20 protein-coding genes are annotated in these 25,964 nt (G+C 55.8%); all 20 read left to right on the forward strand.

The window, feature by feature from the left end; translation table 11 throughout:
• Positions 1-84: 84 nt before the first annotated feature.
• Entirely contained in the window at positions 85-2,739 is a 2,655-nt protein-coding gene (gene gyrA / locus CKW24_RS11560; protein WP_095168022.1) for a DNA gyrase subunit A, read from the forward strand.
• 264 nt (positions 2,740-3,003) lie between these two features.
• The gene (gene serC / locus CKW24_RS11565; RefSeq protein WP_095168258.1) at positions 3,004-4,089 is read left to right on the forward strand and encodes a 3-phosphoserine/phosphohydroxythreonine transaminase; all 1,086 of its coding nucleotides are present in this window, start codon (positions 3,004-3,006) and stop codon (positions 4,087-4,089) included.
• A complete protein-coding gene (gene pheA, locus CKW24_RS11570; RefSeq protein ID WP_017129662.1) occupies positions 4,089-5,183 on the forward strand; it encodes a prephenate dehydratase in 1,095 nt (364 codons plus the stop codon). Before serC ends, pheA begins: the two co-directional genes overlap by 1 nt.
• Before the next feature lie 11 nt (positions 5,184-5,194).
• Positions 5,195-6,307: a histidinol-phosphate transaminase gene (hisC, locus tag CKW24_RS11575; protein WP_095168024.1), complete on the forward strand. Its 1,113-nt coding sequence runs from the start codon at positions 5,195-5,197 to the stop codon at positions 6,305-6,307.
• Positions 6,308-6,335: 28 nt separating this feature from the next.
• Entirely contained in the window at positions 6,336-8,543 is a 2,208-nt protein-coding gene (locus tag CKW24_RS11580) for a bifunctional prephenate dehydrogenase/3-phosphoshikimate 1-carboxyvinyltransferase (RefSeq protein WP_095168260.1), read from the forward strand.
• Positions 8,540-9,229: a (d)CMP kinase gene (cmk, locus tag CKW24_RS11585; RefSeq protein ID WP_095168025.1), complete on the forward strand. Its 690-nt coding sequence runs from the start codon at positions 8,540-8,542 to the stop codon at positions 9,227-9,229. Before CKW24_RS11580 ends, cmk begins: the two co-directional genes overlap by 4 nt.
• A gap of 119 nt (positions 9,230-9,348) precedes the next feature.
• On the forward strand, positions 9,349-11,043 hold the full coding sequence (gene rpsA, locus CKW24_RS11590) for a 30S ribosomal protein S1 (RefSeq protein WP_014337228.1): 1,695 nt from the start codon (positions 9,349-9,351) through the stop codon (positions 11,041-11,043).
• A 209-nt stretch (positions 11,044-11,252) separates the two neighbouring features.
• Positions 11,253-11,534: a hypothetical protein gene (locus CKW24_RS11595; protein ID WP_095168027.1), complete on the forward strand. Its 282-nt coding sequence runs from the start codon at positions 11,253-11,255 to the stop codon at positions 11,532-11,534.
• Between the two features lie 170 nt (positions 11,535-11,704).
• Positions 11,705-12,001: an integration host factor subunit beta gene (ihfB, locus tag CKW24_RS11600; RefSeq protein WP_007899751.1), complete on the forward strand. Its 297-nt coding sequence runs from the start codon at positions 11,705-11,707 to the stop codon at positions 11,999-12,001.
• A 27-nt stretch (positions 12,002-12,028) separates the two neighbouring features.
• Entirely contained in the window at positions 12,029-12,271 is a 243-nt protein-coding gene (locus tag CKW24_RS11605) for a lipopolysaccharide assembly protein LapA domain-containing protein (protein WP_095168028.1), read from the forward strand.
• A gap of 210 nt (positions 12,272-12,481) precedes the next feature.
• Entirely contained in the window at positions 12,482-13,558 is a 1,077-nt protein-coding gene (gene rfbB, locus CKW24_RS11610) for a dTDP-glucose 4,6-dehydratase (RefSeq protein ID WP_095168030.1), read from the forward strand.
• Positions 13,555-14,448: a dTDP-4-dehydrorhamnose reductase gene (gene rfbD / locus CKW24_RS11615; RefSeq protein WP_095168032.1), complete on the forward strand. Its 894-nt coding sequence runs from the start codon at positions 13,555-13,557 to the stop codon at positions 14,446-14,448. Before rfbB ends, rfbD begins: the two co-directional genes overlap by 4 nt.
• Positions 14,445-15,326: a glucose-1-phosphate thymidylyltransferase RfbA gene (gene rfbA / locus CKW24_RS11620; protein WP_095168034.1), complete on the forward strand. Its 882-nt coding sequence runs from the start codon at positions 14,445-14,447 to the stop codon at positions 15,324-15,326. The genes rfbD and rfbA overlap by 4 nt, the downstream gene beginning before the upstream one ends.
• Before the next feature lie 274 nt (positions 15,327-15,600).
• Positions 15,601-17,061 (forward strand): mannose-1-phosphate guanylyltransferase/mannose-6-phosphate isomerase, encoded by a 1,461-nt coding sequence (locus CKW24_RS11625; RefSeq protein ID WP_095168035.1) that lies wholly within the window; start codon positions 15,601-15,603, stop codon positions 17,059-17,061.
• Between the two features lie 97 nt (positions 17,062-17,158).
• Positions 17,159-18,124 carry a glycosyltransferase family 2 protein gene (locus CKW24_RS11630; protein ID WP_256585452.1) on the forward strand — a complete coding sequence of 322 codons (966 nt, stop codon included), beginning with the start codon at positions 17,159-17,161 and terminating at the stop codon, positions 18,122-18,124.
• 178 nt (positions 18,125-18,302) lie between these two features.
• Positions 18,303-18,932: a DapH/DapD/GlmU-related protein gene (locus CKW24_RS28590; RefSeq protein WP_095168037.1), complete on the forward strand. Its 630-nt coding sequence runs from the start codon at positions 18,303-18,305 to the stop codon at positions 18,930-18,932.
• Complete coding sequence (locus CKW24_RS11640) at positions 18,916-20,163, forward strand: glycosyltransferase (protein WP_095168038.1); 1,248 nt, start codon at positions 18,916-18,918, stop codon at positions 20,161-20,163. Before CKW24_RS28590 ends, CKW24_RS11640 begins: the two co-directional genes overlap by 17 nt.
• A 31-nt stretch (positions 20,164-20,194) precedes the next feature.
• Positions 20,195-21,004 (forward strand): ABC transporter permease, encoded by an 810-nt coding sequence (locus CKW24_RS11645; RefSeq protein ID WP_095168040.1) that lies wholly within the window; start codon positions 20,195-20,197, stop codon positions 21,002-21,004.
• Complete coding sequence (locus CKW24_RS11650; protein WP_095168042.1) at positions 20,994-22,283, forward strand: ABC transporter ATP-binding protein; 1,290 nt, start codon at positions 20,994-20,996, stop codon at positions 22,281-22,283. Before CKW24_RS11645 ends, CKW24_RS11650 begins: the two co-directional genes overlap by 11 nt.
• Before the next feature lie 16 nt (positions 22,284-22,299).
• On the forward strand, positions 22,300-25,887 hold the full coding sequence (locus tag CKW24_RS11655) for a polysaccharide pyruvyl transferase family protein (RefSeq protein WP_095168044.1): 3,588 nt from the start codon (positions 22,300-22,302) through the stop codon (positions 25,885-25,887).
• The last annotated feature ends 77 nt before the right edge of the window (positions 25,888-25,964 follow it).

Here is a 25,964-nt window from a genome sequence, read left to right on the forward strand (position 1 = left end):
ATGGCACTCAGCCTGCAGCGGCGAGCTTCGTTCGTCCCATCTGGATGTGACGAAGTTTCACCAGAAAAAGGAATCAGGCTTCTCATGGGCGAACTGGCCAAAGAAATCCTCCCGGTCAATATCGAAGACGAGCTGAAGCAGTCCTACCTCGACTACGCAATGAGCGTAATTGTCGGGCGGGCACTGCCTGATGCGCGCGATGGCTTGAAGCCCGTGCATCGGCGTGTGCTGTTCGCTATGAGCGAGCTGGGTAACGACTTCAACAAGCCGTACAAGAAATCTGCCCGTGTTGTCGGTGACGTGATCGGTAAGTATCACCCCCACGGTGATACCGCGGTGTACGACACCATCGTTCGGATGGCGCAGCCATTCTCGCTGCGTTACCTGCTGGTCGACGGCCAGGGCAACTTCGGTTCGGTCGACGGCGACAACGCCGCAGCGATGCGATACACCGAAGTGCGCATGACCAAGCTGGCGCACGAGCTGCTGGCTGACCTGCACAAGGAAACCGTGGACTGGGTGCCGAACTACGACGGCACCGAAATGATCCCGGCGGTCATGCCGACCCGTATTCCCAACCTGCTGGTCAACGGCTCCAGCGGTATTGCCGTGGGCATGGCGACCAACATTCCGCCGCACAACCTCGGTGAAGTCATCGACGGTTGCCTGGCGCTCATCGACAATCCCGAGCTGACTGTCGACGAACTGATGCAATACATCCCGGGTCCGGACTTCCCGACCGCTGCGATCATCAACGGTCGCGCCGGCATCATCGAAGCCTACCGTACCGGCCGCGGGCGCATTTACATGCGTGCCCGCTCGACGATCGAAGACATCGACAAGGTCGGTGGTCGCCAGCAGATCGTCATCACCGAACTGCCTTACCAGTTGAACAAGGCGCGTCTGATCGAGAAGATCGCCGAGCTGGTCAAAGAGAAGAAACTGGAAGGCATCACCGAGCTGCGCGACGAGTCCGACAAGGATGGTATGCGCGTCGTGATCGAATTGCGTCGCGGCGAAGTGCCAGAGGTGATTCTCAACAACCTCTACGCCCAGACTCAGCTGCAAGCAGTGTTCGGTATCAACATCGTTGCGCTGATCGATGGCCGTCCGCGGATCCTCAATCTCAAGGATCTGCTGGAAGCCTTCGTGCGTCACCGTCGCGAAGTCGTGACCCGTCGTACCGTGTTCGAGCTGCGTAAAGCCCGCGAGCGTGGCCACATCCTGGAAGGCCAGGCCGTTGCCCTGTCGAACATCGACCCGGTCATCGCCCTGATCAAGGCCTCGCCAACGCCGTCGGAAGCCAAGGAAGCGCTGATCAGCACTGCCTGGGAATCCTCCGCCGTGGTGGCGATGGTCGAGCGCGCCGGTGCCGACTCTTGCCGTCCAGAGACCCTGGATCCGCAATACGGCCTGCGCGAAGGCAAGTACTTCCTGTCGCCGGAACAGGCGCAAGCCATTCTGGAGCTGCGTCTGCACCGCCTGACTGGCCTGGAGCACGAAAAGCTGCTGGCCGAGTATCAAGAGATCCTCAACCAGATCGGCGAGCTGATCCGCATCCTCAACAGCGCCACGCGCCTGATGGAAGTGATCCGCGAAGAGCTGGAAGTGATCCGCGCCGAGTACGGCGATGTGCGCCGCACCGAAATCCTCGATGCCCGTCTCGACTTGACCCTGGGTGACATGATCCCGGAAGAAGAGCGCGTCGTGACCATTTCCCACGGTGGCTACGCCAAGACCCAGCCATTGGCTGCGTACCAGGCTCAGCGTCGTGGCGGTAAAGGCAAGTCGGCGACTGGCGTCAAGGATGAGGACTACATCGCTCACCTGCTGGTTGCCAACAGCCACACCACGCTGCTGCTGTTCTCCAGCAAGGGCAAGGTGTACTGGCTGAAAACCTACGAGATTCCGGAAGCTTCCCGCGCTGCCCGTGGGCGTCCGCTGGTCAACCTGCTGCCGCTGGACAGTGATGAGTACATCACGACCATGCTGCCGGTCGAGGAATACACCGAAGGTCACTTCATCTTCATGGCGACCGCCAAAGGCACCGTGAAGAAGACCCCGCTGGAATCCTTCAGTCGTCAACGCAGCGTCGGCCTGATCGCGCTGGAGCTGGACGAAGGCGACGTATTGATCAGCGCAGCCATCACCGATGGCGAGCGTGAAGTCATGCTGTTCTCCGACGGCGGCAAGGTCACTCGCTTCAAGGAATCCGATGTACGTGCCATGGGCCGTACTGCACGTGGTGTGCGCGGCATGCGCCTGCCGGAAGGGCAGAAGCTGATTTCCATGCTGATCCCGGAAGAAGGCAGCCAGATCCTCACCGCTTCGGCGCGTGGTTATGGCAAGCGTACCGCCATCGGCGAGTTCCCGGAGTACAAGCGTGGCGGCCAGGGCGTGATCGCCATGGTCAGCAACGATCGCAACGGCCGTCTGGTAGGTGCCGTTCAGGTGCTCGACGGTGAGGAGATCATGCTGATTTCCGACCAGGGCACTCTGGTGCGTACCCGTGTCGACGAAGTCTCGAGCCTGGGTCGTAACACCCAGGGCGTGACCCTGATCAAGCTGGCCAGCGACGAAACGCTGGTAGGCCTGGAGCGGGTCCAGGAGCCGTCGGAAGTCGAAGGTGACGAGCTGGAAGGTGAAGAGGGTGCGGTATTCGACGGCGAGGTCGTGATCGACGACGTGGTTGACGATCAGCAACTCGATGCCGCCGCTGACGAAGAACCGCAAGAGTAAGCGGACAAACAGGGGGCGGATGAAAATTCGCCCCCTTGTTGTTTGTCCGGTATGAAAATATCGACAACTGCGAAGATCTTGTGTGACAGGTTTTTTGTGGGAGCCGGGCTTGCCCGCGATGCAGACGCCGCGGTGCGTCTTCAGTGCCGCGGTGATGCAATCGCAGGCAAGCCAGCTCCCACAATAATTTGCTCCAGCCAGGATCGGTGTCGATAGATGTTGTGATTAATTGTGTGATACCACCAAATCAGAGCGAGATTGGATGTGAGCAAGAGAGCCTATAACTTCTGTGCCGGTCCGGCGGCACTTCCCGAAGCTGTCCTGCAACGTGCCCAGGGTGAACTCCTGGATTGGCACGGCAAGGGCCTCTCCGTCATGGAAATGAGCCATCGCAGTGATGAGTTCGTGTCCATTGCCACCAAGGCCGAGCAGGATCTGCGTGATCTGCTGAATATCCCTTCGAACTACAAAGTACTGTTTCTGCAAGGCGGCGCGAGCCAGCAATTTGCCCAGATTCCGCTGAACCTGTTGCCGGAAAACGGCACTGCCGACTATATCGACACCGGTATCTGGTCGCAGAAAGCCATCGAAGAAGCTTCCCGTTACGGCCACGTCAACGTTGCCGCAACCGCCAAGCCCTACGACTATTTTGCAATTCCCGGACAGAACGAGTGGCAGTTGTCGCAGGACGCCGCCTACGTGCACTACGCGCCGAACGAAACCATCGGCGGCCTGGAGTTTGGCTGGGTGCCGGAAACCGGTGATGTGCCGCTGGTCGCCGACATGTCTTCGGACATTCTGTCGCGTCCGATCGATGTTTCGCGTTTTGGCATGATCTACGCCGGCGCCCAGAAAAACATCGGGCCGAGCGGTATCGTGGTCAACATCGTGCGCGAAGACCTGCTGGGTCGTGCCCGCTCGTTGTGCCCGACCATGCTCGACTACAAGGTCGCGGCCGACAACGGCTCGATGTACAACACCCCGCCAACCCTGGCCTGGTACTTGTCCGGCCTGGTGTTCGAGTGGCTGAAGGATCAAGGTGGCGTGGAAGCTATCGGTAAGCTCAACGAGGCCAAGCAGCGCACTCTGTATGACTTCATTGATGCCAGCGGCCTGTACAGCAACCCGATCAACAAGACTGATCGCTCGTGGATGAACGTGCCGTTCCGCCTGGCCGACGATCGCCTGGACAAGCCATTTTTGGCCGGTGCCGAGGAGCGGGGCCTGCTGAACCTCAAGGGTCACCGTTCGGTAGGCGGTATGCGCGCCTCCATCTATAACGCCGTCGACATCGTTGCGGTCAACGCACTGGTTTCGTACATGGCAGAGTTCGAGAAGGAACACGGCTAATGTCTGAGCAAGAACTCAAGGCACTGCGCCTGCGCATTGATTCACTGGACGAAAAGGTCCTGGAGCTGATCAGTGAGCGTGCCCGCTGCGCCCAGGAAGTCGCGCGAGTAAAGATGGCCTCGCTGGCCGAAGGCGAAGTGCCGGTGTTCTATCGTCCTGAGCGTGAAGCTCAGGTGCTCAAGCGCGTGATGGAGCGTAACCAGGGGCCGCTGGGCAACGAAGAGATGGCGCGGTTGTTCCGTGAAATCATGTCCTCGTGCCTGGCGCTCGAGCAGCCGCTGAAAGTGGCTTACCTGGGGCCTGAAGGTACCTTCACCCAGGCAGCCGCCATGAAGCACTTTGGTCACGCGGTGATCAGCAAGCCGATGGCGGCGATCGATGAAGTGTTCCGTGAAGTGGCTGCCGGCGCGGTGAATTTTGGCGTGGTGCCTGTGGAAAACTCCACGGAAGGCGCCGTCAACCACACCCTCGACAGCTTCCTTGAGCACGACATGGTCATCTGTGGCGAAGTCGAGCTGCGGATTCACCACCACTTGCTGGTGGGTGAAAACACCAAGACTGACAGCATCAGCCGCATCTACTCCCACGCCCAGTCCCTGGCCCAGTGCCGCAAGTGGCTGGATGCGCATTACCCGAATGTCGAGCGCGTGGCGGTCTCCAGCAACGCCGAGGCAGCCAAGCGGGTCAAGGGTGAGTGGAATTCGGCGGCAATCGCTGGCGACATGGCGGCTGGCCTGTACGGCCTGACTCGCCTGGCCGAGAAGATCGAAGATCGTCCGGACAACTCCACGCGCTTCCTGATGATCGGTAGCCAGGAAGTGCCGCCGACCGGCGACGACAAAACCTCGATCATCGTCTCGATGAGCAACAAGCCGGGTGCGCTGCACGAACTGCTCGTGCCTTTCCACGACAACGGCATCGACCTGACTCGCATCGAGACTCGTCCGTCGCGCAGTGGCAAGTGGACCTACGTGTTCTTCATCGACTTTGTCGGCCACCACCGCGATCCGCTGGTCAAGGGTGTGCTGGAGAAAATCAGTCAGGAAGCAGTGGCACTTAAAGTGTTGGGTTCCTACCCCAAAGCAGTTCTCTAAGGGCGTTAACAATGAGTGGCGACTTCCTCGCTCTGGCACAGCCGGGCGTGCAACAACTTTCGCCTTACGTTCCGGGCAAGCCCGTGGACGAACTGGCTCGCGAGCTGGATATCGATCCGGCCAGCATCGTTAAACTGGCCAGCAACGAAAACCCGCTGGGTGCCAGTCCCAAGGCCTTGGCGGCGATTCGCGAAGAGCTGGCCGAGCTGACCCGGTATCCGGATGGCAATGGCTTTGCGCTCAAGACCCTGCTGGCAGAACAGTGCCGCGTCGAGCTGAGCCAAGTGACGTTGGGCAACGGCTCCAACGACATTCTTGAGCTGGTGGCGCGTGCCTATCTTGCACCCGGCTTGAACGCGGTGTTCAGTGAGCACGCCTTTGCGGTCTATCCGATCGTCACCCAGGCCGTTGGTGCTGACGCGCGGGTGATTCCAGCCAAGGACTGGGGGCACGACCTGCCCGCCATGTTGGCGGCGATCGACGCCAATACCCGAGTAGTGTTCATTGCCAACCCGAACAACCCGACCGGAACCTGGTTCAGTGCCGAGGCACTGGATGAGTTCCTGCAGGATGTGCCTGCCTCGGTGCTGGTGGTGCTGGACGAGGCGTACATCGAGTACGCCGAGGGCAGTGACCTGCCCGATGGCCTGGATTTTCTTGCTGCGTATCCGAACTTGCTGGTATCGCGCACCTTCTCCAAGGCCTATGGCTTGGCGGCGCTGCGCGTCGGTTATGGTTTGTCGACGGCGGTGGTGGCTGACGTGCTGAATCGCGTGCGCCAGCCCTTCAACGTCAACAGCCTGGCACTGGCAGCCGCCTGTGCCGCGTTGCAGGACGATGAATACCTGGCTGAAAGCCGACGCCTGAATGAGGCTGGCATGCAGCAGTTGGAAGCCGGGTTCCGTGAGCTGGGGCTGGGCTGGATCCCGTCCCGGGGCAACTTCATCTGTGTTGATCTGGGGTGCAGTGCTGCGCCGATCTTCCAGGGCTTGCTGCGTGAAGGTGTGATTGTGCGTCCGGTGGCCAACTACGGCATGCCAAACCACCTGCGCATCACCGTCGGCCTCCCGGCGGAAAACAGTCGTTTCCTAGAGGCGCTGAGCAAGGTTCTGGCTCGTGGTTGATGTCAGTGCCGTGCAACCTGCTGTGCCGGTGATCGGCCGCCTGGTGGTGGTCGGCCTGGGGCTGATCGGCGGTTCGTTTGCCAAGGGCTTGCGCGAAAGCGGCATTTGCCGTGAGGTGGTGGGGGTCGATCTCGATCCGCAATCGCGCAAGCTTGCCGTAGAGCTGGGCGTGGTCGACCGTTGTGAAGATGACCTGGCGGCCGCCTGTGTCGGTGCGGACGTCATTCAGTTGGCGGTGCCGATCCTGGCCATGGAGAAACTCCTGGCGTTGCTCGCGGGCATGGACCTGGGCGCAGCGATCCTGACGGATGTCGGCAGTGCCAAGGGCAATGTGGTACGCGCGGCAACCCAGGCGTTCGGCGGCATGCCGCCACGCTTCGTGCCGGGGCACCCGATTGCCGGTTCCGAGCAGAGCGGGGTTGAGGCCTCCAATGCCCAGTTGTTCCGCCGGCACAAGGTGATCCTTACGCCGCTTGAGCAAACCGATCCGGCTGCGCTGGCGGTGGTTGATGCGTTGTGGCGCGAACTGGGTGCCGATGTCGAGCACATGCAGGTCGAGCGCCACGATGAAGTGCTGGCCGCAACCAGCCATCTGCCGCACCTGTTGGCGTTCGGTCTGGTCGACTCTTTGGCCAAGCGCAATGAAAATCTTGAGATCTTCCGTTACGCTGCGGGCGGCTTCCGCGATTTCACAAGAATCGCCGGTAGCGACCCGGTGATGTGGCACGACATCTTTCTCGCTAACCGGGAAGCGGTGCTGCGCACACTCGATACATTTCGCAGCGACCTCGACGCCTTGCGCGACGCGGTCGATGCAGGGGACGGGCACCAATTGTTGGGCGTATTCACTCGCGCCCGGGTTGCCCGCGAGCATTTCAGTAAAATCCTGGCCCGCCGGGCCTATGTGGACGCTATGAACTCCAACGACCTGATTTTCCTGGCACAACCTGGTGGCCGCCTGACTGGGCGGATTCGTGTACCGGGCGATAAATCGATTTCCCACCGTTCGATCATGCTCGGCTCGCTGGCTGAGGGTGTCACCGAAGTCGAAGGCTTCCTCGAGGGCGAAGATGCCCTGGCGACCCTGCAGGCCTTCCGCGACATGGGGGTGGTCATCGAAGGGCCGCACCATGGTCGTGTGACCATTCACGGTGTGGGCCTGCATGGCTTGAAACCGGCGCCTGGCCCGATCTACCTGGGCAACTCCGGCACTTCGATGCGCCTGCTGTCTGGCCTTCTGGCTGCGCAGAGCTTCGATAGCACCCTGACGGGCGACGCCTCGTTGTCCAAGCGCCCGATGAATCGCGTGGCCAATCCGCTGCGGGAAATGGGTGCGGTGATCGAAACCGCCGCTGAAGGCCGTCCGCCGATGATCATTCGTGGTGGTCATGCCCTCAAGGGCCTGACCTACACCATGCCGATGGCCAGCGCCCAGGTTAAGTCCTGCCTGCTGTTGGCCGGTCTGTACGCCGAAGGCCAGACCACGGTCACCGAGCCTGCGCCAACGCGTGACCATACCGAGCGCATGCTGCGCGGCTTCGGCTATCCGGTAACTGTCGAGGGCGCAACCGCTTCGGTCGAGTCCGGCCACAAGCTGACTGCCACTCACATCGAAGTGCCGGGCGATATCTCTTCGTCGGCGTTCTTCCTGGTCGCCGCTTCGATTGCCGAAGGTTCCGAACTGGTGTTGGAGCACGTCGGCATCAACCCGACCCGCACCGGGGTGATCGATATCCTGCGTCTCATGGGTGCCGACATTACCCTGGAAAACCAGCGCGAAGTGGGCGGCGAGCCGGTGGCTGACCTGCGTGTGCGCGCGGCTCAACTCAAGGGCATCGAGATTCCCGAGGAGCTGGTGCCGCTGGCCATCGACGAGTTCCCGGTACTGTTCGTGGCGGCAGCTTGTGCGCAAGGCCGGACTATCCTGCGCGGTGCCGAAGAGCTGCGGGTCAAGGAATCTGACCGGATCCAGGTCATGGCCGACGGTCTGCTGGCGCTGGGCGTCAAGTGCGAGCCGACGCCGGATGGGATTATCATTGACGGCGGCCAGATCGGTGGTGGCGAAGTCCATGGTCATGGCGATCACCGGATTTCGATGGCGTTCAGTGTGGCGTCGTTGCGCGCCAATGCGCCGATCCGCATCCATGATTGCGCCAACGTCGCCACCTCCTTCCCGAATTTCCTCGCGTTGTGCGCGCAGGTCGGTATCCGCGTTGCCCAAGAGGCTCAGTCGTGAACAACATTGCTCCAGTTATCACCATCGACGGGCCAAGCGGTTCGGGTAAAGGCACTATTGCCGGCATGCTCGCCAGGCGCCTGAACTGGAATCTGCTGGATTCCGGTGCGTTGTACCGTTTGCTGGCGTTCGCTGCGCGCAACCACGGGGTCGACCTGACCAATGAGGAATTGCTGAAGAAACTTGCCGCTCATCTGGATGTGCAGTTCATCGCGGCGACCGACGGTCAGTTGCAGCGCATCATCCTTGAAGGGGATGAGGTCAGCGATGCGATCCGCACCGAAGTTGCCGGTGCCGGCGCCTCCCAGGTAGCTGCGCTGCCGGCTGTGCGTGAGGCGCTGCTGCAGCGCCAGCGGGCTTTCCAGGAAGCCCCGGGGCTGGTGGCTGACGGTCGTGACATGGGTACGGTGGTCTTTCCCGATGCACCCTTGAAGATTTTTCTGACCGCCAGCGCCGAGGAACGAGCGCGCCGCCGATATTTGCAGTTGAAGGGCAAGGGCGAGGATGTTAGTCTGTCGAGTCTGCTAGATGAGATCCGTGTGCGCGATGAGCGCGACACCCAGCGAGCGGTAGCCCCGCTCAAGCCGGCGGTCGACGCGATTCAGCTGGATTCCACGGAGTTGTCCATCGATCAGGTGCTGGAACGCATCATGAGCGAAATCGCCCTCCGCGATATCGCCGGGTGACCAAGAAGGCCGTAGGGGACCAGTCATAGTCCTGCGGTGCTTCTTTTAATTGAAACTAACCCACACCGTCTGGGGTGTGGAGATGGGCGTATTCTTCGCCCTTATCAACAGGAATTAAAATGAGCGAAAGCTTTGCGGAACTCTTTGAAGAAAGCCTAAAAACCCTGAACCTTCAGGCAGGCTCCATCATCACCGGTGTTATCGTTGATATCGATTACCAAGCTCGCTGGGTAACCGTTCACGCTGGCCTGAAGTCTGAAGCACTCATCCCGCTTGAGCAGTTCTACAACGACGCTGGCGAACTGAACATCAACGTCGGTGACGAAGTTCACGTTGCTCTGGACTCGGTTGAAGACGGCTTTGGCGAAACCAAGCTGTCCCGTGAAAAAGCCAAGCGCGCTGAATGCTGGATTGTTCTGGAAGCAGCCTTCGCAGCCGAAGAAGTGGTCAAGGGCGTTATCAACGGTAAGGTTAAAGGCGGCTTCACTGTCGACGTTAACGGCATCCGTGCGTTCCTGCCAGGTTCTCTGGTTGACGTCCGTCCTGTGCGCGACACCACGCACCTGGAAGGCAAAGAGCTGGAATTCAAGGTCATCAAGCTTGACCAGAAACGCAACAACGTTGTCGTTTCCCGTCGTAGCGTCCTCGAAGCCGAGAACTCCGCTGAGCGTGAAGCTCTGCTGGAATCCCTGCAGGAAGGCCAACAAGTCAAAGGTATCGTCAAGAACCTCACCGATTACGGCGCATTCGTCGATCTGGGTGGCGTCGATGGCTTGCTGCACATTACCGACATGGCTTGGAAGCGTATCAAGCATCCATCGGAAATCGTCAACGTTGGCGACGAGATCGATGTCAAGGTTCTGAAGTACGATCGCGAGCGCAATCGTGTTTCCCTGGGCCTCAAGCAACTGGGCGAAGATCCATGGGTTGCTATCAAAGCCCGTTACCCAGAAAGCACTCGCGTTACCGCGCGTGTAACCAACCTGACCGACTACGGCTGCTTCGCTGAGCTGGAAGAAGGCGTTGAAGGTCTGGTACACGTTTCCGAAATGGACTGGACCAACAAGAACATCCACCCTTCGAAAGTCGTACAAGTCGGCGACGAAGTGGAAGTTATGGTTCTGGACATCGACGAAGAGCGTCGTCGTATCTCCCTGGGCATCAAGCAGTGCAAATCTAACCCATGGGAAGATTTCTCTGGCCAGTTCAACAAGGGCGATAAAATCTCCGGCACCATCAAGTCGATCACCGATTTCGGTATCTTCATTGGTCTGGACGGCGGCATCGACGGCCTGGTTCACCTGTCCGACATCTCCTGGAACGAAGTGGGCGAAGAAGCTGTTCGTCGCTTCAAGAAAGGCGACGAGCTGGACACCGTTATCCTGTCGGTTGACCCAGAGCGCGAGCGTATCTCCCTGGGTATCAAGCAACTGGAAAGCGATCCGTTCTCCGAGTACGTTCAAGAGAACGACAAAGGCGCAATCGTTAAAGGCATCGTGAAAGAAGTTGACGCTAAAGGCGCCATCATCACTTTGGCTGACGACATCGAAGCGACTCTGAAAGCCTCCGAAATCAGCCGTGACCGCGTTGAAGACGCGCGTAACGTTCTGAAAGAAGGCGAAGAAGTAGAAGCCAAGATCATCAGCGTTGACCGCAAGAGCCGCGTAATCCAGCTCTCCATCAAGTCGAAAGACGATGCTGAAGAGAAAGAAGCAATCCAGAGCCTGCGCGACAAGCCAGCTACCTCTGACATTGCTGCTGGTCCTACCACTCTGGGCGACCTGTTGCGTGCACAGATGGAAAAACAGAACTAAGTTCTGTCAGACCATAAAAAGGGCGACTTCGGTCGCCCTTTTTTGTGCCTGGAATTTGAGTTTGCGACGATTGATGGGTGTGTCGGTTATCGGTGAAACAAACCCCGGGCAGTGCTGTCTGGTTCTTTGTGCAGAGCATTTCACTATTTGGGCTAGGCTTAGCCTGAAGCAAACAGCGGTCGGGCAAATCGTCCAGTCTAAGGAAGCGAATGAACAGGTTCTTCGTCGTGCTTGTTGTGCTGGTTCTGGCAGGCTGTACCACTAACGTGAAGTCCCATGCGGTGCGCGGGGTGAGCGGGATCGAGATCGATTGTTCGGGGCTTGGGTCGGGTTGGGAGAGGTGCTACAAGCGCGCAGACAAGGAATGCAAGGCGCAGGGGTATAAGGTCGTTGCCAGGTCCAGTGATATCAAGGAGGAGGATCAGGACTATCCGTTTGGTTGGAATCCGGCGGGTTACCTTACGCGCACTATGCTGGTCATTTGTAGGTAATCGTGTGGTGAATTTGTATGGTGAGTCTGGGTTTGATGTCTGAAAAAACTCGATTGATCGGTGAGGTCGTGGTCGTGCAGATAAGTCAATGCTTGGGCTGTTCAAATTCCTTCTGGCATGCTAAAACCTTTGAAGCGCTGATCTAGCTGCTTGAAAAAGAAGGGAAAAATATGACGAAGTCGGAGTTGATCGAACGAATTGTCACCCATCAAGGGCTGCTTTCATCCAAGGATGTAGAGCTGGCCATCAAGACTATGCTTGAACAAATGTCCCAATGCCTGGCCACCGGTGATCGCATCGAGATCCGTGGTTTTGGCAGTTTCTCCCTGCACTACCGCGCACCTCGTGTAGGACGCAACCCGAAGACCGGGCAATCGGTTAGCCTGGATGGAAAATTTGTTCCCCATTTCAAACCGGGCAAAGAGCTTCGGGATCGGGTGAATGAAGAAGAGGAGGAGGGGCTTTGACAGACTGCGCAACTCAAGGAATCACTTATGCGTAGCATGAAGCGTGTACTGCTTGGCGTTTTTGTCCTGTTGCTGGCGCTGGCGATACTGCTGTTTGTGCTGGAAAATCAGCAGTCGGTATCTTTGCTGTTTCTTGGCTGGGCGGGGCCGCAAATCCCACTGTCGGTGGTTGTGGTACTGACGCTTCTGGTGGGGATGGTGATAGGGCCTGTATTGGGGTGGTTCCTGGGTCGGACTTCCAGGGGGGCGCGAAAGCGGGTGCTGTCCTAGCGGAGCACCTTTGGCATGCCCCTGGCTTTGGCTGCAGGGTGCCCATATCCATTAGTGAGTCGTGATTGAGCGGTAAATTGCAGCAATCGTCCGCAAATGATTGGGCCTCACATCGGTCGGACTGAACCTGACAAAAAACGACTGATGCATTCATGGATTAGACGGCCGTCCGGTAGCGACGCTGTCTGCAACTCAAGGGTATGCTTTCGCGTGAAAATTCTAGTAACCGGCGGTGCAGGATTTATCGGTTCGGCGGTCATTCGCCATATCATTTCCAACACGAATGACGCGGTCGTTAATGTCGATAAGCTCACGTATGCGGGCAACCTTGAGTCTTTGGCTGAAGTCAGCCAAAACGCCCGTTATCTATTCGAGCACGTCGATATTTGTGATCGCGAGCAGATCGATCGTGTCCTGCGTGAACAGCAACCAGATGCCATCATGCACCTGGCCGCGGAATCCCACGTCGATCGTTCGATCAGCGGCCCATCCGAATTTATCCAGACCAACATCATTGGCACCTACACGCTGCTTGAAGCCGCGCGTCACTACTGGGCAGCGCTGGACGATGGTCGCAAGGCGAGTTTCCGATTTCACCATATTTCGACTGACGAAGTTTATGGTGACCTCGAAGGCCCGCAAGACCTCTTCACCGAAACCACGCCCTATCAGCCAAGCTCGCCGTACTCGGCCAGCAAGGCCAGCTCTGATCATCTGGTTCGTGCCTGGGCGCGTACCTATGGCCTGCCTACCCTGGTCACCAACTGCTCGAACAACTACGGGCCGTGCCACTTTCCCGAGAAACTGATTCCGCTGATCATTCTCAATGCGCTGGAAGGCAAGGCATTGCCGGTGTATGGCAAAGGTAACCAGGTGCGTGACTGGCTCTATGTCGAGGACCATGCGCGGGCGCTGTATAAAGTCGTGACCGAAGGTGTCATTGGCGAGACGTACAACATCGGCGGCCATAACGAAAAGCAAAACATCGAGGTCGTACACGCCCTGTGCGCACTACTCGATGAGCTGCGTCAGGACTCTCCTCATTGCCCGCACGCCAGCCTGATCACTTACGTTCAGGATCGCCCGGGCCACGATCAGCGCTACGCGATCGATGCCAGCAAAATCCAGCGTGAGCTGGGTTGGACGCCGCAAGAGTCTTTTGAAACCGGCATCCGCAAGACCGTCGAATGGTATCTAACCCACACTGAGTGGGTGGATCACGTGAAGAGCGGAAGCTACCAGCAGTGGATCGACCAGAACTACGCGGATCGGTCGAGCAAGGCATGAAAATCCTCCTGCTGGGGAAAAATGGCCAGGTAGGCTGGGAACTGCAGCGCTCTCTTGCACCCCTTGGCGAGTTGATTGCGCTGGATCGTCATGCCTCCGATGGCTTGAGCGGCGACCTGTCCGACCTCGAGGCCTTGCGCGCGACAATCCGCCGGGTCAAGCCCAACGTCATTGTCAACGCTGCTGCTTATACAGCTGTTGATAAGGCCGAATCCGAAACCGAACTGGCTGACCGTGTGAATGGTCAGGCGAGCCAGGTCATGGCGGTGGAAGCCAAAGCTCTCGATGCCTGGCTTATTCACTACTCGACCGACTACGTCTTCAGTGGGCAGGGCCTGGCTCCATGGACGGAGGTGGATGCGGTCGCCCCCGTCAATCACTACGGCGCCAGTAAATTGCTCGGTGAGCAGGCGATTATTGAGTCCGGATGCAAGTACCTGATCTTTCGCACCAGTTGGGTCTATGGGGCTCGCGGCAATAACTTCGCCAAGACGATGCTGCGACTGGCCAGGGAGCGCGAGACCTTGAGCATCATCGCTGATCAGATTGGGGCTCCTACGGGGGCAGAGCTTATCGCAGACATCACCGCGCTGGCTGTTCAGAAAGTCATGCACAACCCTGCGCTCGCGGGCCTATATCACTTGGCTGCTGGTGGTGAAGTGTCCTGGCACGGCTATGCTAGTCATGTGATCGATTTCGCCCGCAGCCAGGGTGAACAACTGGCAGTGACGGCAGTCAATCCGATCGATACCACGGCCTATCCAACACCTGCACGCCGCCCGCTGAATTCGCGTCTGAATACGCAAAAGCTGCGCGACAGTTTTTCTCTGTGCTTACCGGATTGGCAAACTGGTGTAACCCGAATGCTTAGGGAAGTCCTGAATAAATGACCACGACAAATCGTAAAGGCATCATCCTCGCAGGCGGCTCAGGCACTCGACTTCACCCGTTGACGCTCGGCGTGTCCAAGCAGATGCTGCCGATCTATGACAAGCCGATGATCTTCTACCCGCTATCGGTGTTGATGCTTGCAGGTATACGGGAAATCCTGGTCATCTCCACCCCTGAAGACCTGCCGTGTTTTCGCAAGTTACTCGGTGATGGCAGTCAGTATGGTATCCAGCTCAGTTATGCCGAGCAGGCAAGCCCCGATGGACTGGCACAGGCCTTTATCATTGGTGAAGAGTTCATCGGCAATGCCCCGTGCTGCCTGATCCTGGGCGACAATATCTTTTATGGCCAGCACTTCTCGGAGAAGCTTCGCTCTGCCAATACCCAGGCCCAGGGAGCGACGGTTTTCGGTTATCACGTCAGTGATCCTGAGCGTTTTGGTGTGGTCGAGTTCGATGCAACCGGTCGTGCGTTGAGCATCGAGGAAAAACCGCTCCAGCCAAAATCCAGCTACGCAGTAACGGGTTTGTACTTCTACGATAATCAGGTGGTCGAGATCGCGAAGAGCATCAAGCCATCCTCGCGTGGCGAGTTGGAAATTACCGACGTCAACCGCGCTTACCTCGAACAGCAGACCCTCAATGTCGAAATGCTCGGTCGCGGCTTTGCCTGGCTGGACACCGGCACCCACGAGTCGCTGCTGGAGGCCAGTCACTTTGTTCATACCATTGAGCAGCGCCAGGGGTTGAAGGTCGCTTGCCTGGAGGAGATTGCTTACAATTTTGGCTGGATCACGCCAGCTGAGCTCGGAGTCCAGGCTGAGCGATTGAAAAAAACCGGGTATGGTCAGTATCTGCAGAGGTTGTTGGATGCATGACTGAATGGCTGAGGTTTAGCGGATTGTGAGTGGTTCGTAAAGTCTTGGTTAGCTGTAGAATGGGCAAATATGCATTTCAGGCCGAGCGAGCGTCGATAGCTCAGGTCGAACATAAATAAATAGCAGGGCGGCCCTAGCACAAGCAAGTGGCTTGATGGTTTCGTAGGCGTTCACAGCGATTTGCATCTGAAAGAGGTGCAAGGTGATCGGAATGTAAACGAGCGCCGTTTTCTGTGGTTAACCTTTCAGTGAGCGAGGATTAAGGAGGTTGAGTATGGAACTGATTCCAGTAATTTTGTCTGGCGGTGTGGGCAGCCGGTTGTGGCCTGTTTCTCGAGAGGCGCACCCCAAGCCGTTCATGGATCTGCCGGGTGGCCAGAATCTGATCCAGAAAACCTTCCTGCGCGCTTCGCGGTTGGAGGGCGTTGTAGAAGTCCTGACGGTGACGAACCGTGAGCTGCTGTTCAAGACTGAAGACGAGTACGGCGCTGTTGATGCCGCCAAGCACTCACAAGGCTTCATTCTTGAGCCTTTCGGGCGTAATACGGCTGCCGCTGTTGCCGCGGCTGCTCTGCAACTGGAAGTCACGCATGGTCCTGATGTCCATATGTTGGTGCTGGCTGCCGACCACCTGATCAAGGATGAAAAGGCCTTTGCCGCCGCGGTATCCGATGCCGTAGCGCTCGCTTCCGAAGGCTGGCTGGTGACTTTTGGGATTCAACCTACCTACCCTGAAACAGGGTTTGGTTATATCGAGGCGCAGAAGAATGTTCCGCTGAACGGCGGCTTGAAAGTTGCGCGTTTCGTCGAAAAACCAGATCTTGAAACCGCTCAAGGTTATGTAAGTGCCGGCAATTACTATTGGAACTCCGGGATGTTCTGCTTCCGGGTCGGCACCGTCCTTGAGGAGCTGCGCAAGCATGCTCCGGACGTAGTTGAAGCGGTGGTCAAGACCATTGAAAAGTCGCGAATCACTTCGTCTGACAAGTACCGCTGCCTGACCCTTGACGCTAATGCGTTTGCCCAGGTTCCCGATATCTCCATTGATTACGCGTTGATGGAGCGCTCTATCAAGGTCGCGACCATTCCCTGTGATATCGGTTGGAGTGATATCGGCTCGTGGAACGCAGTGGCTGAGCTGACCAGCCCTGATGCCGATGGTAACCGTTTCGAAGGTGAGGTGTTATCTCATGGTTCGCGCAACAACTATGTAAACAGTGAGGGTCGACTCACTGCTTTGGTTGGGGTTGAGGACCTGCTGGTAATTGACACGCCAGATGCCGTGATGATTGCGCATAAAGACCATGCGCAGGATGTGAAGCACATTGTTGGCCAGCTCAAGGCCAGTAGCCATACTGCGCACTTACTGCATCGAACGGTGCATCGTCCGTGGGGTACTTATACAACGCTGGAGAGCGGTGAGCGCTTCAAAATCAAGCGTATCGTGGTCAAGCCGAAGGCTTCACTTTCCCTGCAGATGCACCACCACCGTAGTGAGCATTGGATTGTGGTGAGTGGCATGGCTGTGGTTGTCAACGATCAACAGGAGTTGATGCTTAATACCAACGAGTCAACATTTATTCGTGCGGGCCATAAGCATCGCTTGCAGAATCCAGGGGTAATCGACCTGGTAATGATTGAGGTGCAGAGCGGAGATTATCTAGGTGAGGACGATATTGTCCGCTTTGAAGATAATTATGGACGGGTAGATGCAGTAGTCACTGCCAAGTCTTGAGTTTGACATTCAGTTTGATAGCGTTAATTGCGAGTTGGATGTGGCTAATGTCTAGTCCAGCTCTGCAATCTTAATATAGTTTTTGGTTGTCTATCCAATGCCTGATTTTTTATCTATTGCTGATAGTGGTTACGATAGCCGGGCTGTTGGTCGTGTTGCTATTTTGTTGTCAACGTATAACGGCGGAAAGTACCTGGTGGCTCAATTGGAGTCGCTGGTCGCTCAGGAGTATCAAAACTGGGAAATTCATGCTTCAGACGATGGATCCACCGATGACACTTTAGAGATTCTTGAGTCCTACCGTGAGCGATTGGGTACTGATCGCTTGAGTATCTATCGTGGCCCAGGACGGGGTTTCGCGGCAAATTTCATGTCGCTGGTTCGGCGTGAAGAAATACAGGCAAGTTATTTTGCTTTTTGTGACCAGGACGATATCTGGGCCAAAGAAAAAATTTCCACTGCAGTACGTTGTTTGGACGAGGAAGGGCCGGTACCGGCACTCTACTGTTCGCGCACTCGCCTAGTTGATGAGAGCGGTGTCGAGATGGGGTATTCGGCGTTGTTTCCTGGTCGACCCTGCTTTGAGAGTGCTTTGGTTCAAAGTATTGCGGGAGGTAACACCATGGTACTCAACTCGCCAGCCAGACAACTGGTGAGTCGAACACCCGAGGAATTGTCGATCGTTTCGCATGACTGGTGGGCATATTTGCTAGTCAGCGGTAGTGGTGGCAGAGTTCTTTATGATCCGACTCCACAAGTTGATTATAGGCAGCATGCTAATAATCTGATGGGTTCCAATCGGCGTTTAAGTGAGCGTTTATCGCGACTTAAAAAGATGTTTGATGGAACCTTTCGCGCTTGGACTACGGATAATTTAGTGGCCCTTGAGTATTTTCGACAAGATTTGACGGTGGAGCACCTCAAGCGGCTGGATATGTTTCGAAAGGCTCGAAGATCATCGCTACCAATGAGAATCATTTGCTTTAAGCGCTCGGGGATCTACCGCCAATCTGCTGCCGAAAACGTGGTTTTGATTGCGGCCGTTCTAGTAAACCGGTTGTGAAGCCAATGCCGGCGCTGGAGGGAAGCCAATACCACCTGTGCTGATATTGGATTACACTGCGCGCCCATTTCAGGCGGGTAGCTGTCATCCCAGGGTTGGGTGAATCGTGGCTTCAAAGGATCTGATAGAAGAGGTTGAATACACAAGGCGCTGACTGCGCCTCACTTCGGGACAGAATATGGCAGGTAATTTGAAGGTCAGGCTCAAGCAGGCGCTACTGAAATCCAGTATCTACTTTATGCTGGCAGCGGCAAAATATTATATTGCAAATAATATTATCGCGAAGGTGCCGATCGAGTCAGTGCGTAAAGCCTATTATCGGCGGATTATGGGGGTGTCGATTGGGAATGACACCCATCTAAGCATGAGGATTTTTCTGACTGGTTACCATAGTCGCTGCCAGGTCGTCATTGGGGATAATTGTGTAATCAATCGCGATATATATCTGGATGGCAGGGCCGGGGTGCACATTGGTAACAATGTGAATGTGTCGTTCCAGGCGTGTCTCTTGAGCCTGCATCATGATCATAATGACCCGAATTTTTCCGCGATTGGCGCACCAGTTGTTATTCAAGACCATGCCTGGATCGGTGCAAGGGCTATGATTTTACCTGGAGTCGTTGTAGGTGAAGGCGCCGTTGTCGCTGCCGGTGCTGTGGTAACCCGTTCGGTGCCTGACTATGCGGTGGTGGGGGGAGTACCAGCCCGAGTGATTGGTCAGCGCAACCGCGATCTGACCTATGTGACCAACTTCTCCCCTTTCTTCGACACAGATATCTTCGATGAGTCCCATGCTAAATCCAGTTAAGAAAAGCCTGCTTGTTTTCACGCTTTCTCCACCTCTGCCAGCTAATTCTGGCGCGCCTATCTACATCTGCAATACGCTGCTACCGCTCGCCGATAAGTATGATTTGCATTTGTATACCATCGGTGGTCCGGACGAGATTGCGCACATCAAGCGACATCAGAGCCTTTACGATCGTTACTTCCGTAGTGTGCATGTAGAGCCGCGGGCGCTGATGCCTTCACAGAAGGGAACCGTTGGCCGGATTGCTCACAGCCTGGAACACCTGTATCACGGTTTGCCTTTTATGGACGCCAGTTATTACAGCCACAGTGCTGTGAAAAACGCGCGCAGAATCGTCAAGCAATACAACATCCAGGCGATGGAAATTCATTCCAGTCACTTGGCCTTTTTCAAGAAGTTTATCCCGCACGTTCCTGCGTTATTGGTCAGTCACAATATTGAATCCGATATTTTTCCATTTTGGATCCCGCAGCATTTGACGGGCTGGAAAAAAGCTGCAATTGAAGGCGTGGCCAGGGCTAGTCGACGTAATGCCCATCAGGTCGAAGCGCAGAACAAATGGAAGTTTGATGCAATGACGTTCATTTCCATGAGCGACATGGAACGGGTCAGTGCTGAGGTGAGTAAAAGCTATATTCCTCTTTGCCTGCCCGTGAAGGGCGTCAACTATTCAGATAAACCTGATGATTGCGTAAACCTGCTTTGGATGGGCGGTTTCTGGTGGCACCCGAATGCTGAAGGGGTACTTTGGTTTGTCAGAAGTATTCTGCCGTTGATCGTCGATAAGCTAGCGGCTTTGAATATTCGTCTGCACTTTCTCGGCGCCGGCCCTCCGGACGAATTGAAGGCGGTCGACGACGGTCAGAACATATTTGTCCATGGTTTCGTGGACTCTCTGGAAGATATGCTCGCTAGTTCGCACCTGCTATTTGTCCCCCTGTTGTCGGGTGGTGGAGTGCGGGTGAAAATTCTTGAAGCAATGAGTAACGGCATTCCAGTCCTAAGTACCAGTAAAGGCTGCGAAGGGTTGGGGGCTACTGATGGGCTCGATATTGTGGTTCGCGACGACGCTCAGGCGTTCGCTGATGCGATTCTTCAGCTAGCCGCCGACCCGCTGCGACGCGCTCAATTATCAAACGCTTGCAAGCAGCTTCTTAATGAGAAGTACAACTTGCAGAACTGCATTGATGAAAAAGATCGGATTTATCATAAGCTGCTGGCGTCGGTTTGAGCCAGCGCCTGAATTGAGATGAAACCCCCTCATGATTAGAACTCTTGCATTCGGTGCTCGGAGCTTCATCAAGAGCCGCGAGCTTATCTGGCAGCTTGTTCGGCGCGAAATCAGCCTTCGTTACAGCGGTTCATTCCTAGGGATAATCTGGTCGTTCATCAATCCGCTTGCGATGTTGATGGTATACAGTTTTGTCTTCGGTACCGTCTTCAAGGCGCGATGGGGAGGTGTGGCCACTGAGAGCCAGGACTACACCATCCTACTTTTCGTCGGCATGCTGATGCATGGGCTGTTCGCCGAGTGCCTAGGTAAATCAGCGACGTTGATTGTGGCAAACAGCAACTATGTAAAAAAAGTCATTTTCCCTCTGGAAATACTGCCTTGGACAATAATAGGGGCAGCACTCTTCCACTTGTTTACCGGTCTGGTTGTGCTGATGGGATTGCAACTGTTTCTGACGGGTGGCTTGCAGTGGACGTTGATATATCTACCGCTGATTCTGATTCCATTTGTTTTGTTTTTGGTGGGATTGTCCTGGTTTGTATCGGCCTTGGGCGTATTTTTCAGAGACATCGCACAGCTCGTCGGGATGATTACTGCGGTCATGATGTTTCTATCGCCGGTGTTCTACTCAATCGAGTCGATACCTGAGCGGTTTCGTCCTTATATGATGGCTAATCCATTGACCCTAGTAATTGAGCAGTCCAGGCAAGTCCTGATTTACGGTGGTCAGCCCGATCTACAGACTCTGCTTATCCTCAGCTTGGTTGGCATTTTAACCTGCGGCACGGGCTTGTGGTTCTTTAACAAGACACGGAAGGGATTTAGTGATGTCCTCTGAAGATATCCTCATCGACGTGGCCGGGTTGTCGAAGTGCTTTCATATTTACGATAAACCGGCGCACCGTTTCATGCAGTTTGTTGTGCCTAGACTGCAACGTGCTGTCGGGCTTCGGCCCAGTAGTTTTATGCATGAGTTCTGGGCATTGCATGACGTTTCCTTTCAGCTGCGCCGAGGTGAAACAGTTGGAATTATCGGCCGCAACGGCTGCGGTAAATCCACTTTATTGCAAATGATTTGCGGGACGTTGACGCCTACTGGAGGACGAGTAGACATCCACGGGCGAATCGCGGCTTTGCTTGAGCTGGGTGCTGGCTTCAATCCTGAATTTTCCGGGCGCGACAATGTTTTCCTTTCTGGAAGCATTGCCGGTATCTCCCAAGAGGAAATGCGCAAACGCTTCGCTGATATTGCGGCTTTTGCAGATATCGGAGAGTTCATTGAGCAGCCAGTAAAAACATACTCTTCGGGTATGTTCGTGCGCTTGGCATTTGCCACGGCCATCCATACGTCTCCGGATATTCTGGTCGTCGACGAAGCGTTGGCGGTGGGGGACACTGCATTTCAGACCAAGTGTTTGACGCGAATTCGCGAACTGCAGAAGAAAGGTACAACCATCCTGTTGGTCACTCACTCAACCAATACCCTGATTGAATACTGTGATCGGGCGATTTACCTCAAGCGCGGAGTTTTGGTCGAGGATGGTGTGTGTCGTGATGTGGTCAAGCATTACGCCAATGACTTGGTGGAAGAGGAAGGTGGTATTGCGCTTGCCGAGAGAACCCAGGACGAAGCCTTGGCGCTCCAGGACCTTGAGTCCACGGCCTTTGTAGAGACTCCAGGTGGATCAGAGGAAAAAATTGCCATCGTCGGGGTGGATGTACTCGATTCTGCAGGACTGCAGCGCAGTACTTTTTCCTATGGTGATACCTTTTTGGTTCGGGTGAACCTTCGGGTCGGCGTTGCCGTTGAATTACCCTGTTTTGGCATGCAGATAAAAAGCGTCGACGATATTGTGCTCTGGAGTGCGACTACCCAGAGTATGGAGGTTCCATTAGGTCGGCTTGCGGTAGGGCATCATCAACTTACCTGGGTTTGCAAAGCGACTTTTTCGGGCAATCGTTATGTTTTGGCGATTGGAGCGGGAAGTACCGAAACGGGTGAGTATCGCCGACATTCCCGGCTTCCTTATGCCGGGCATATTGATGTCTTGCCTCAGGAACGGAGCGGTTCTGGCTGGTTGGCCCCATGCCCGACCGTTTCGCTGTCATCAGTCTAGTCGTCGAGGATAAGTTATGACTGACAAACCGAAGGTCGTAGTCAGCGGATGGTACGGGGCCAGCAATGTCGGCGATGAGTTGCTCCTGGGAGCCGTCGCAAAATGGGTCGCAGACGCTGGCGGTGAGCTGACGATCATCAGTCTCAACCCCGAGCATACGGCCAAAGTCTACGGAACCGCCGCGGTTGATTTCCACAATCTGGGTGAGATTGCCTCGGCGCTGGCCGACTGCGACTTGTTCGTGATGGGCGGCGGGGGGATCTTCCAGGACCACCATCCGTTTCACATCAGTGCGTTATATGATGCAACCGCTCTCGATATCGCCCAGTACGCACGTCCGTTTTATCTGGCTCGACAGTTTGGGGTAAAGACCCTGATCCTTGCTCATGGCGTAGGACCTCTCGCCAGTCATGATGCTCAGGAAATCGTCAGAGATGTATTCACTCTTGCGGATTTTGTATCAGTTAGAGATGAACCAAGCGCAGCACTTCTGCGCAAGATTGGCATTACTCGTGAACTTCTGGTGGCAGCGGATCCAGGCTGGTTTGCAGCAGGGCAGGTTGTGCGTACCGGCCAGGAACACGCCATTCGCGCACCCGATGACAAGAAAAAAATTGCGCTGATCATTCGTGAGTGGCACGCAGGGCGGGACTGGGAAGAGAAGCTGGTGTCGGCGCTTAATAGCCATCTACCCGCTGGCTGGGGATGTGTCTGGTTTGCTTTCCAGAACGCTTTGGATGAACGTCGTGCAGGCTCTGACAGACCTTTCCTTGAGCAACTGTCGAGCGGCCTGGATGCGCGTATCGACAGCGAGATTGTCGATCACGTTGCTGTTGCAGATGCGGTAGATGCCATCAATGCGTGTGATGCGGTGTTGTCGATGCGCCTGCATGGCAGCATTTTGTCGCTCGCCCTGGGTAAGCCCTGTGGTTTCCTTGAGTACGATGACAAGATGACTCAGGCGCATAACATGGCGCAGGTCCCAGAGAATCTGAGACTTGACCTGAAGTGTCCTCTGAGCGCCTATGAACTCATTATTGCCAAGCTTGCAAACCTTGAAGCGGGCTGGCGAATTGATCCGCAGGTTTTGCAAGAACTGCAAATTTCGGCATTAACCCATAGGGATATGCTAGTCGGTGCGTTGGAGCAGGTTCGCGGTGATGGCGAGAGGCGTAGCCGATGGTCAAGCCAGAATCTGGATTGGATGTCTGTCTGGCTACAGGATCTTATCTGGCAGAAGCAGGTTATCCAGCAGGCCAGCACGCGCGCGCATGAGCTGTTGAAGTACCGCGACCTGCAAATCCATGAGAAAGACGGTCAGCTCAGCGAAAAGGAGCTGCACTTTCAGGCGCTACAGCAGCAGAATGCAGAGTTGGCAAGAGAAGTCCTGCTGAGCAAGCAGCAGCAGGCGGAGCTGGAAAGGCTGCATCTAGAGCTGCTGCAACACAATGCTGAGCTCGCAGCGTCGCCGCTGCAAACTCAAGAATTCTATGATCTCGATCATGAACTGCATCAAATTAAACAGCAATTTCTCCTGTTGAAGGCTACCGCCGTTAGCCTGCAACAGGAGTTGGATGCCCGGACGACGCAGCTACAGACAGTCGAAAGCGCAAAGAAAACCACAGGAATGATCATGTCAGGCAGCATGCAGAATATAACTCGCAAACTTCAGCGCGCGGCTTACTTGTTGCAAAACGGTGGCCCTCGAGCATTGCTTTCGGCGCTGAAAAGACGTCGGCAACTGGCGTTGGCGCAACAGATGCCATTGCCGACCATCGAGTTTTCGGAGTCCATGAGCCAGGCTGATCTCGATCGTGCGCTGTTTGAAGCCGCCGCAAAGCTTCGCGAAGAAGAAGTCGTCATTTTCGCCTCGCGAACCTTTGACTCTTTGGGTGGGCATCACCGTGCGGCACAGTTGGCGCGGGCGGCCCTGTCTGCCGGACATCGGGTGGTTTACCTGACCAAGGATTACTCGAGTGTACTGAGTGGCTCAGTACCTCAAGGGCCAGCGGGCCTACTGCAAATGTCCTTGAGTGATCTGTCTGTCACCAAGCTGTTTTCGCTGCTCTCCGAGCGTTCGGTACTCGTGAACTTTATGCTGGATCCGGTAGTACTGCCGTACCTTCAGTATGCTCAAAGTCGCGGACTGAAGTCTTACCTGGAGACTTCTGCGAGCCTTGCCGATCCGCGGGTCGTCTGCACACCGTTGTTCAAGGAGTTGGCCAGCAAGGTCAGCGCCTTCTGCGTAAGTTGCACACAGGCAACCAGTTATCTGGCAGCGTTCAACAACACACCTGTGGTGTGTGTCCCTGCAGCCGCTAGCCATACCTACTTTGATATCTACCAGAACTATCAGGTCCCGTCGCAGTACCACGGGGTCAGTGGTACCAAGGCTGTTATCTTTGCGCCAGGGGAAGAGGCCAGTGTTGACTGGCCGTACGTTGAGCGCATCGCTGGCATGAACCCGCTGGTGACGTTCTATCTGTTGGGGGTGTTCAATCGCTCCGAGGGGCTCCCCAATAACGTAGTGACGCTTGCCCAGGAGTGCCTGAGTAATGCTAATGCGTTCATTGCCCATAGCGATTTCCTGCTTTCGCCGTTCTTGAAGGCGACGCCCGCTAATGCGGGCCTGCCTCAAGGTATCTATGCAGGCGCTTTTCTGAATAAGCCGGTGATTAGTTCCCAGGCTATCGATATTCCTCAGTTGAATAACTTCCTGCACCTGCCAAATGCTGAGGTCGTGGGGGACGTCAATAGTCGCTTCCCGGTCGTCCTGAAGAACGATTTGTTTGTGTCGGAAAACTCCTGGCTCGCCCGCCTGGAATCCTTGGTGCCGGCGGCACCGCGTAACGATCTCAGTGTGGTAATTCTTATCCATAACAACGCGGGCATCATTGCGCGTTGCCTTGAAACCCTGAAAAAACACTGTGGCGCCTATGTCAAGGAAGTCATTGTTGTCGATAACGCCAGCTCTGATGGTGGTGCAGAAATCGTTGAACAACAGTTCCCAGACGTCAAGTTGGTAAGAAACCCCGAGAACGGCTGTTCCTCCGGCCGTAACTTGGGCGTCACCCATGCCAGCGGAAAATACATCACCTTTTTCGACAGCGATCAATGGTTCACTGGGTCATCGGGTTTTGCCGAGGCCTTGTCAATTCTTGAAAGCCGCGCCAGTGTCGGGGTCATCGGTTGGAATGCGGGTTGGTTTGATGCAACCCGTACTGACCTGGGTGGAATGATTGCGGATTACTGCCCGAACCGTGCAATGAACCCTGTCGCGATACGCGAGGGTTATCGCTCTGATATCGGATTCCTGGGAACCAGCGGCTTCTTTATGCGTCGTTCGGTATTCGAGGCAATTGAAGGTTTTGATACGTATTACGACCCAACCTGCTTCGAGGATACGGATCTGTGCTTCCAGATCCGGGCGCTGGGAATGGAGGTTTCATTCCGCGATTTGTCCGGAATTCGTCACCAGCCCCATCAGACTACGGGTGCCGATAGCGGCAGTGATAAGTACAAAACCCTGTTCCTGAGAAATTCAACTTATTTCAAGGAGAAGTGGAAGCATCACCCCGAGTTCTTTGTCGACTACTCTGCCTGAGTAGGCAGAATCGGGGATGAAATACTTTTCATGAACTGTGGGGTCATCTTCGCTTAACAACTTTGAAGATGACCTCT

The sequence above is a fragment of the Pseudomonas sp. Irchel 3H3 genome, assembly GCF_900187635.1.
In the GTDB taxonomy this organism is placed as follows: Bacteria; Pseudomonadota; Gammaproteobacteria; order Pseudomonadales; family Pseudomonadaceae; genus Aquipseudomonas.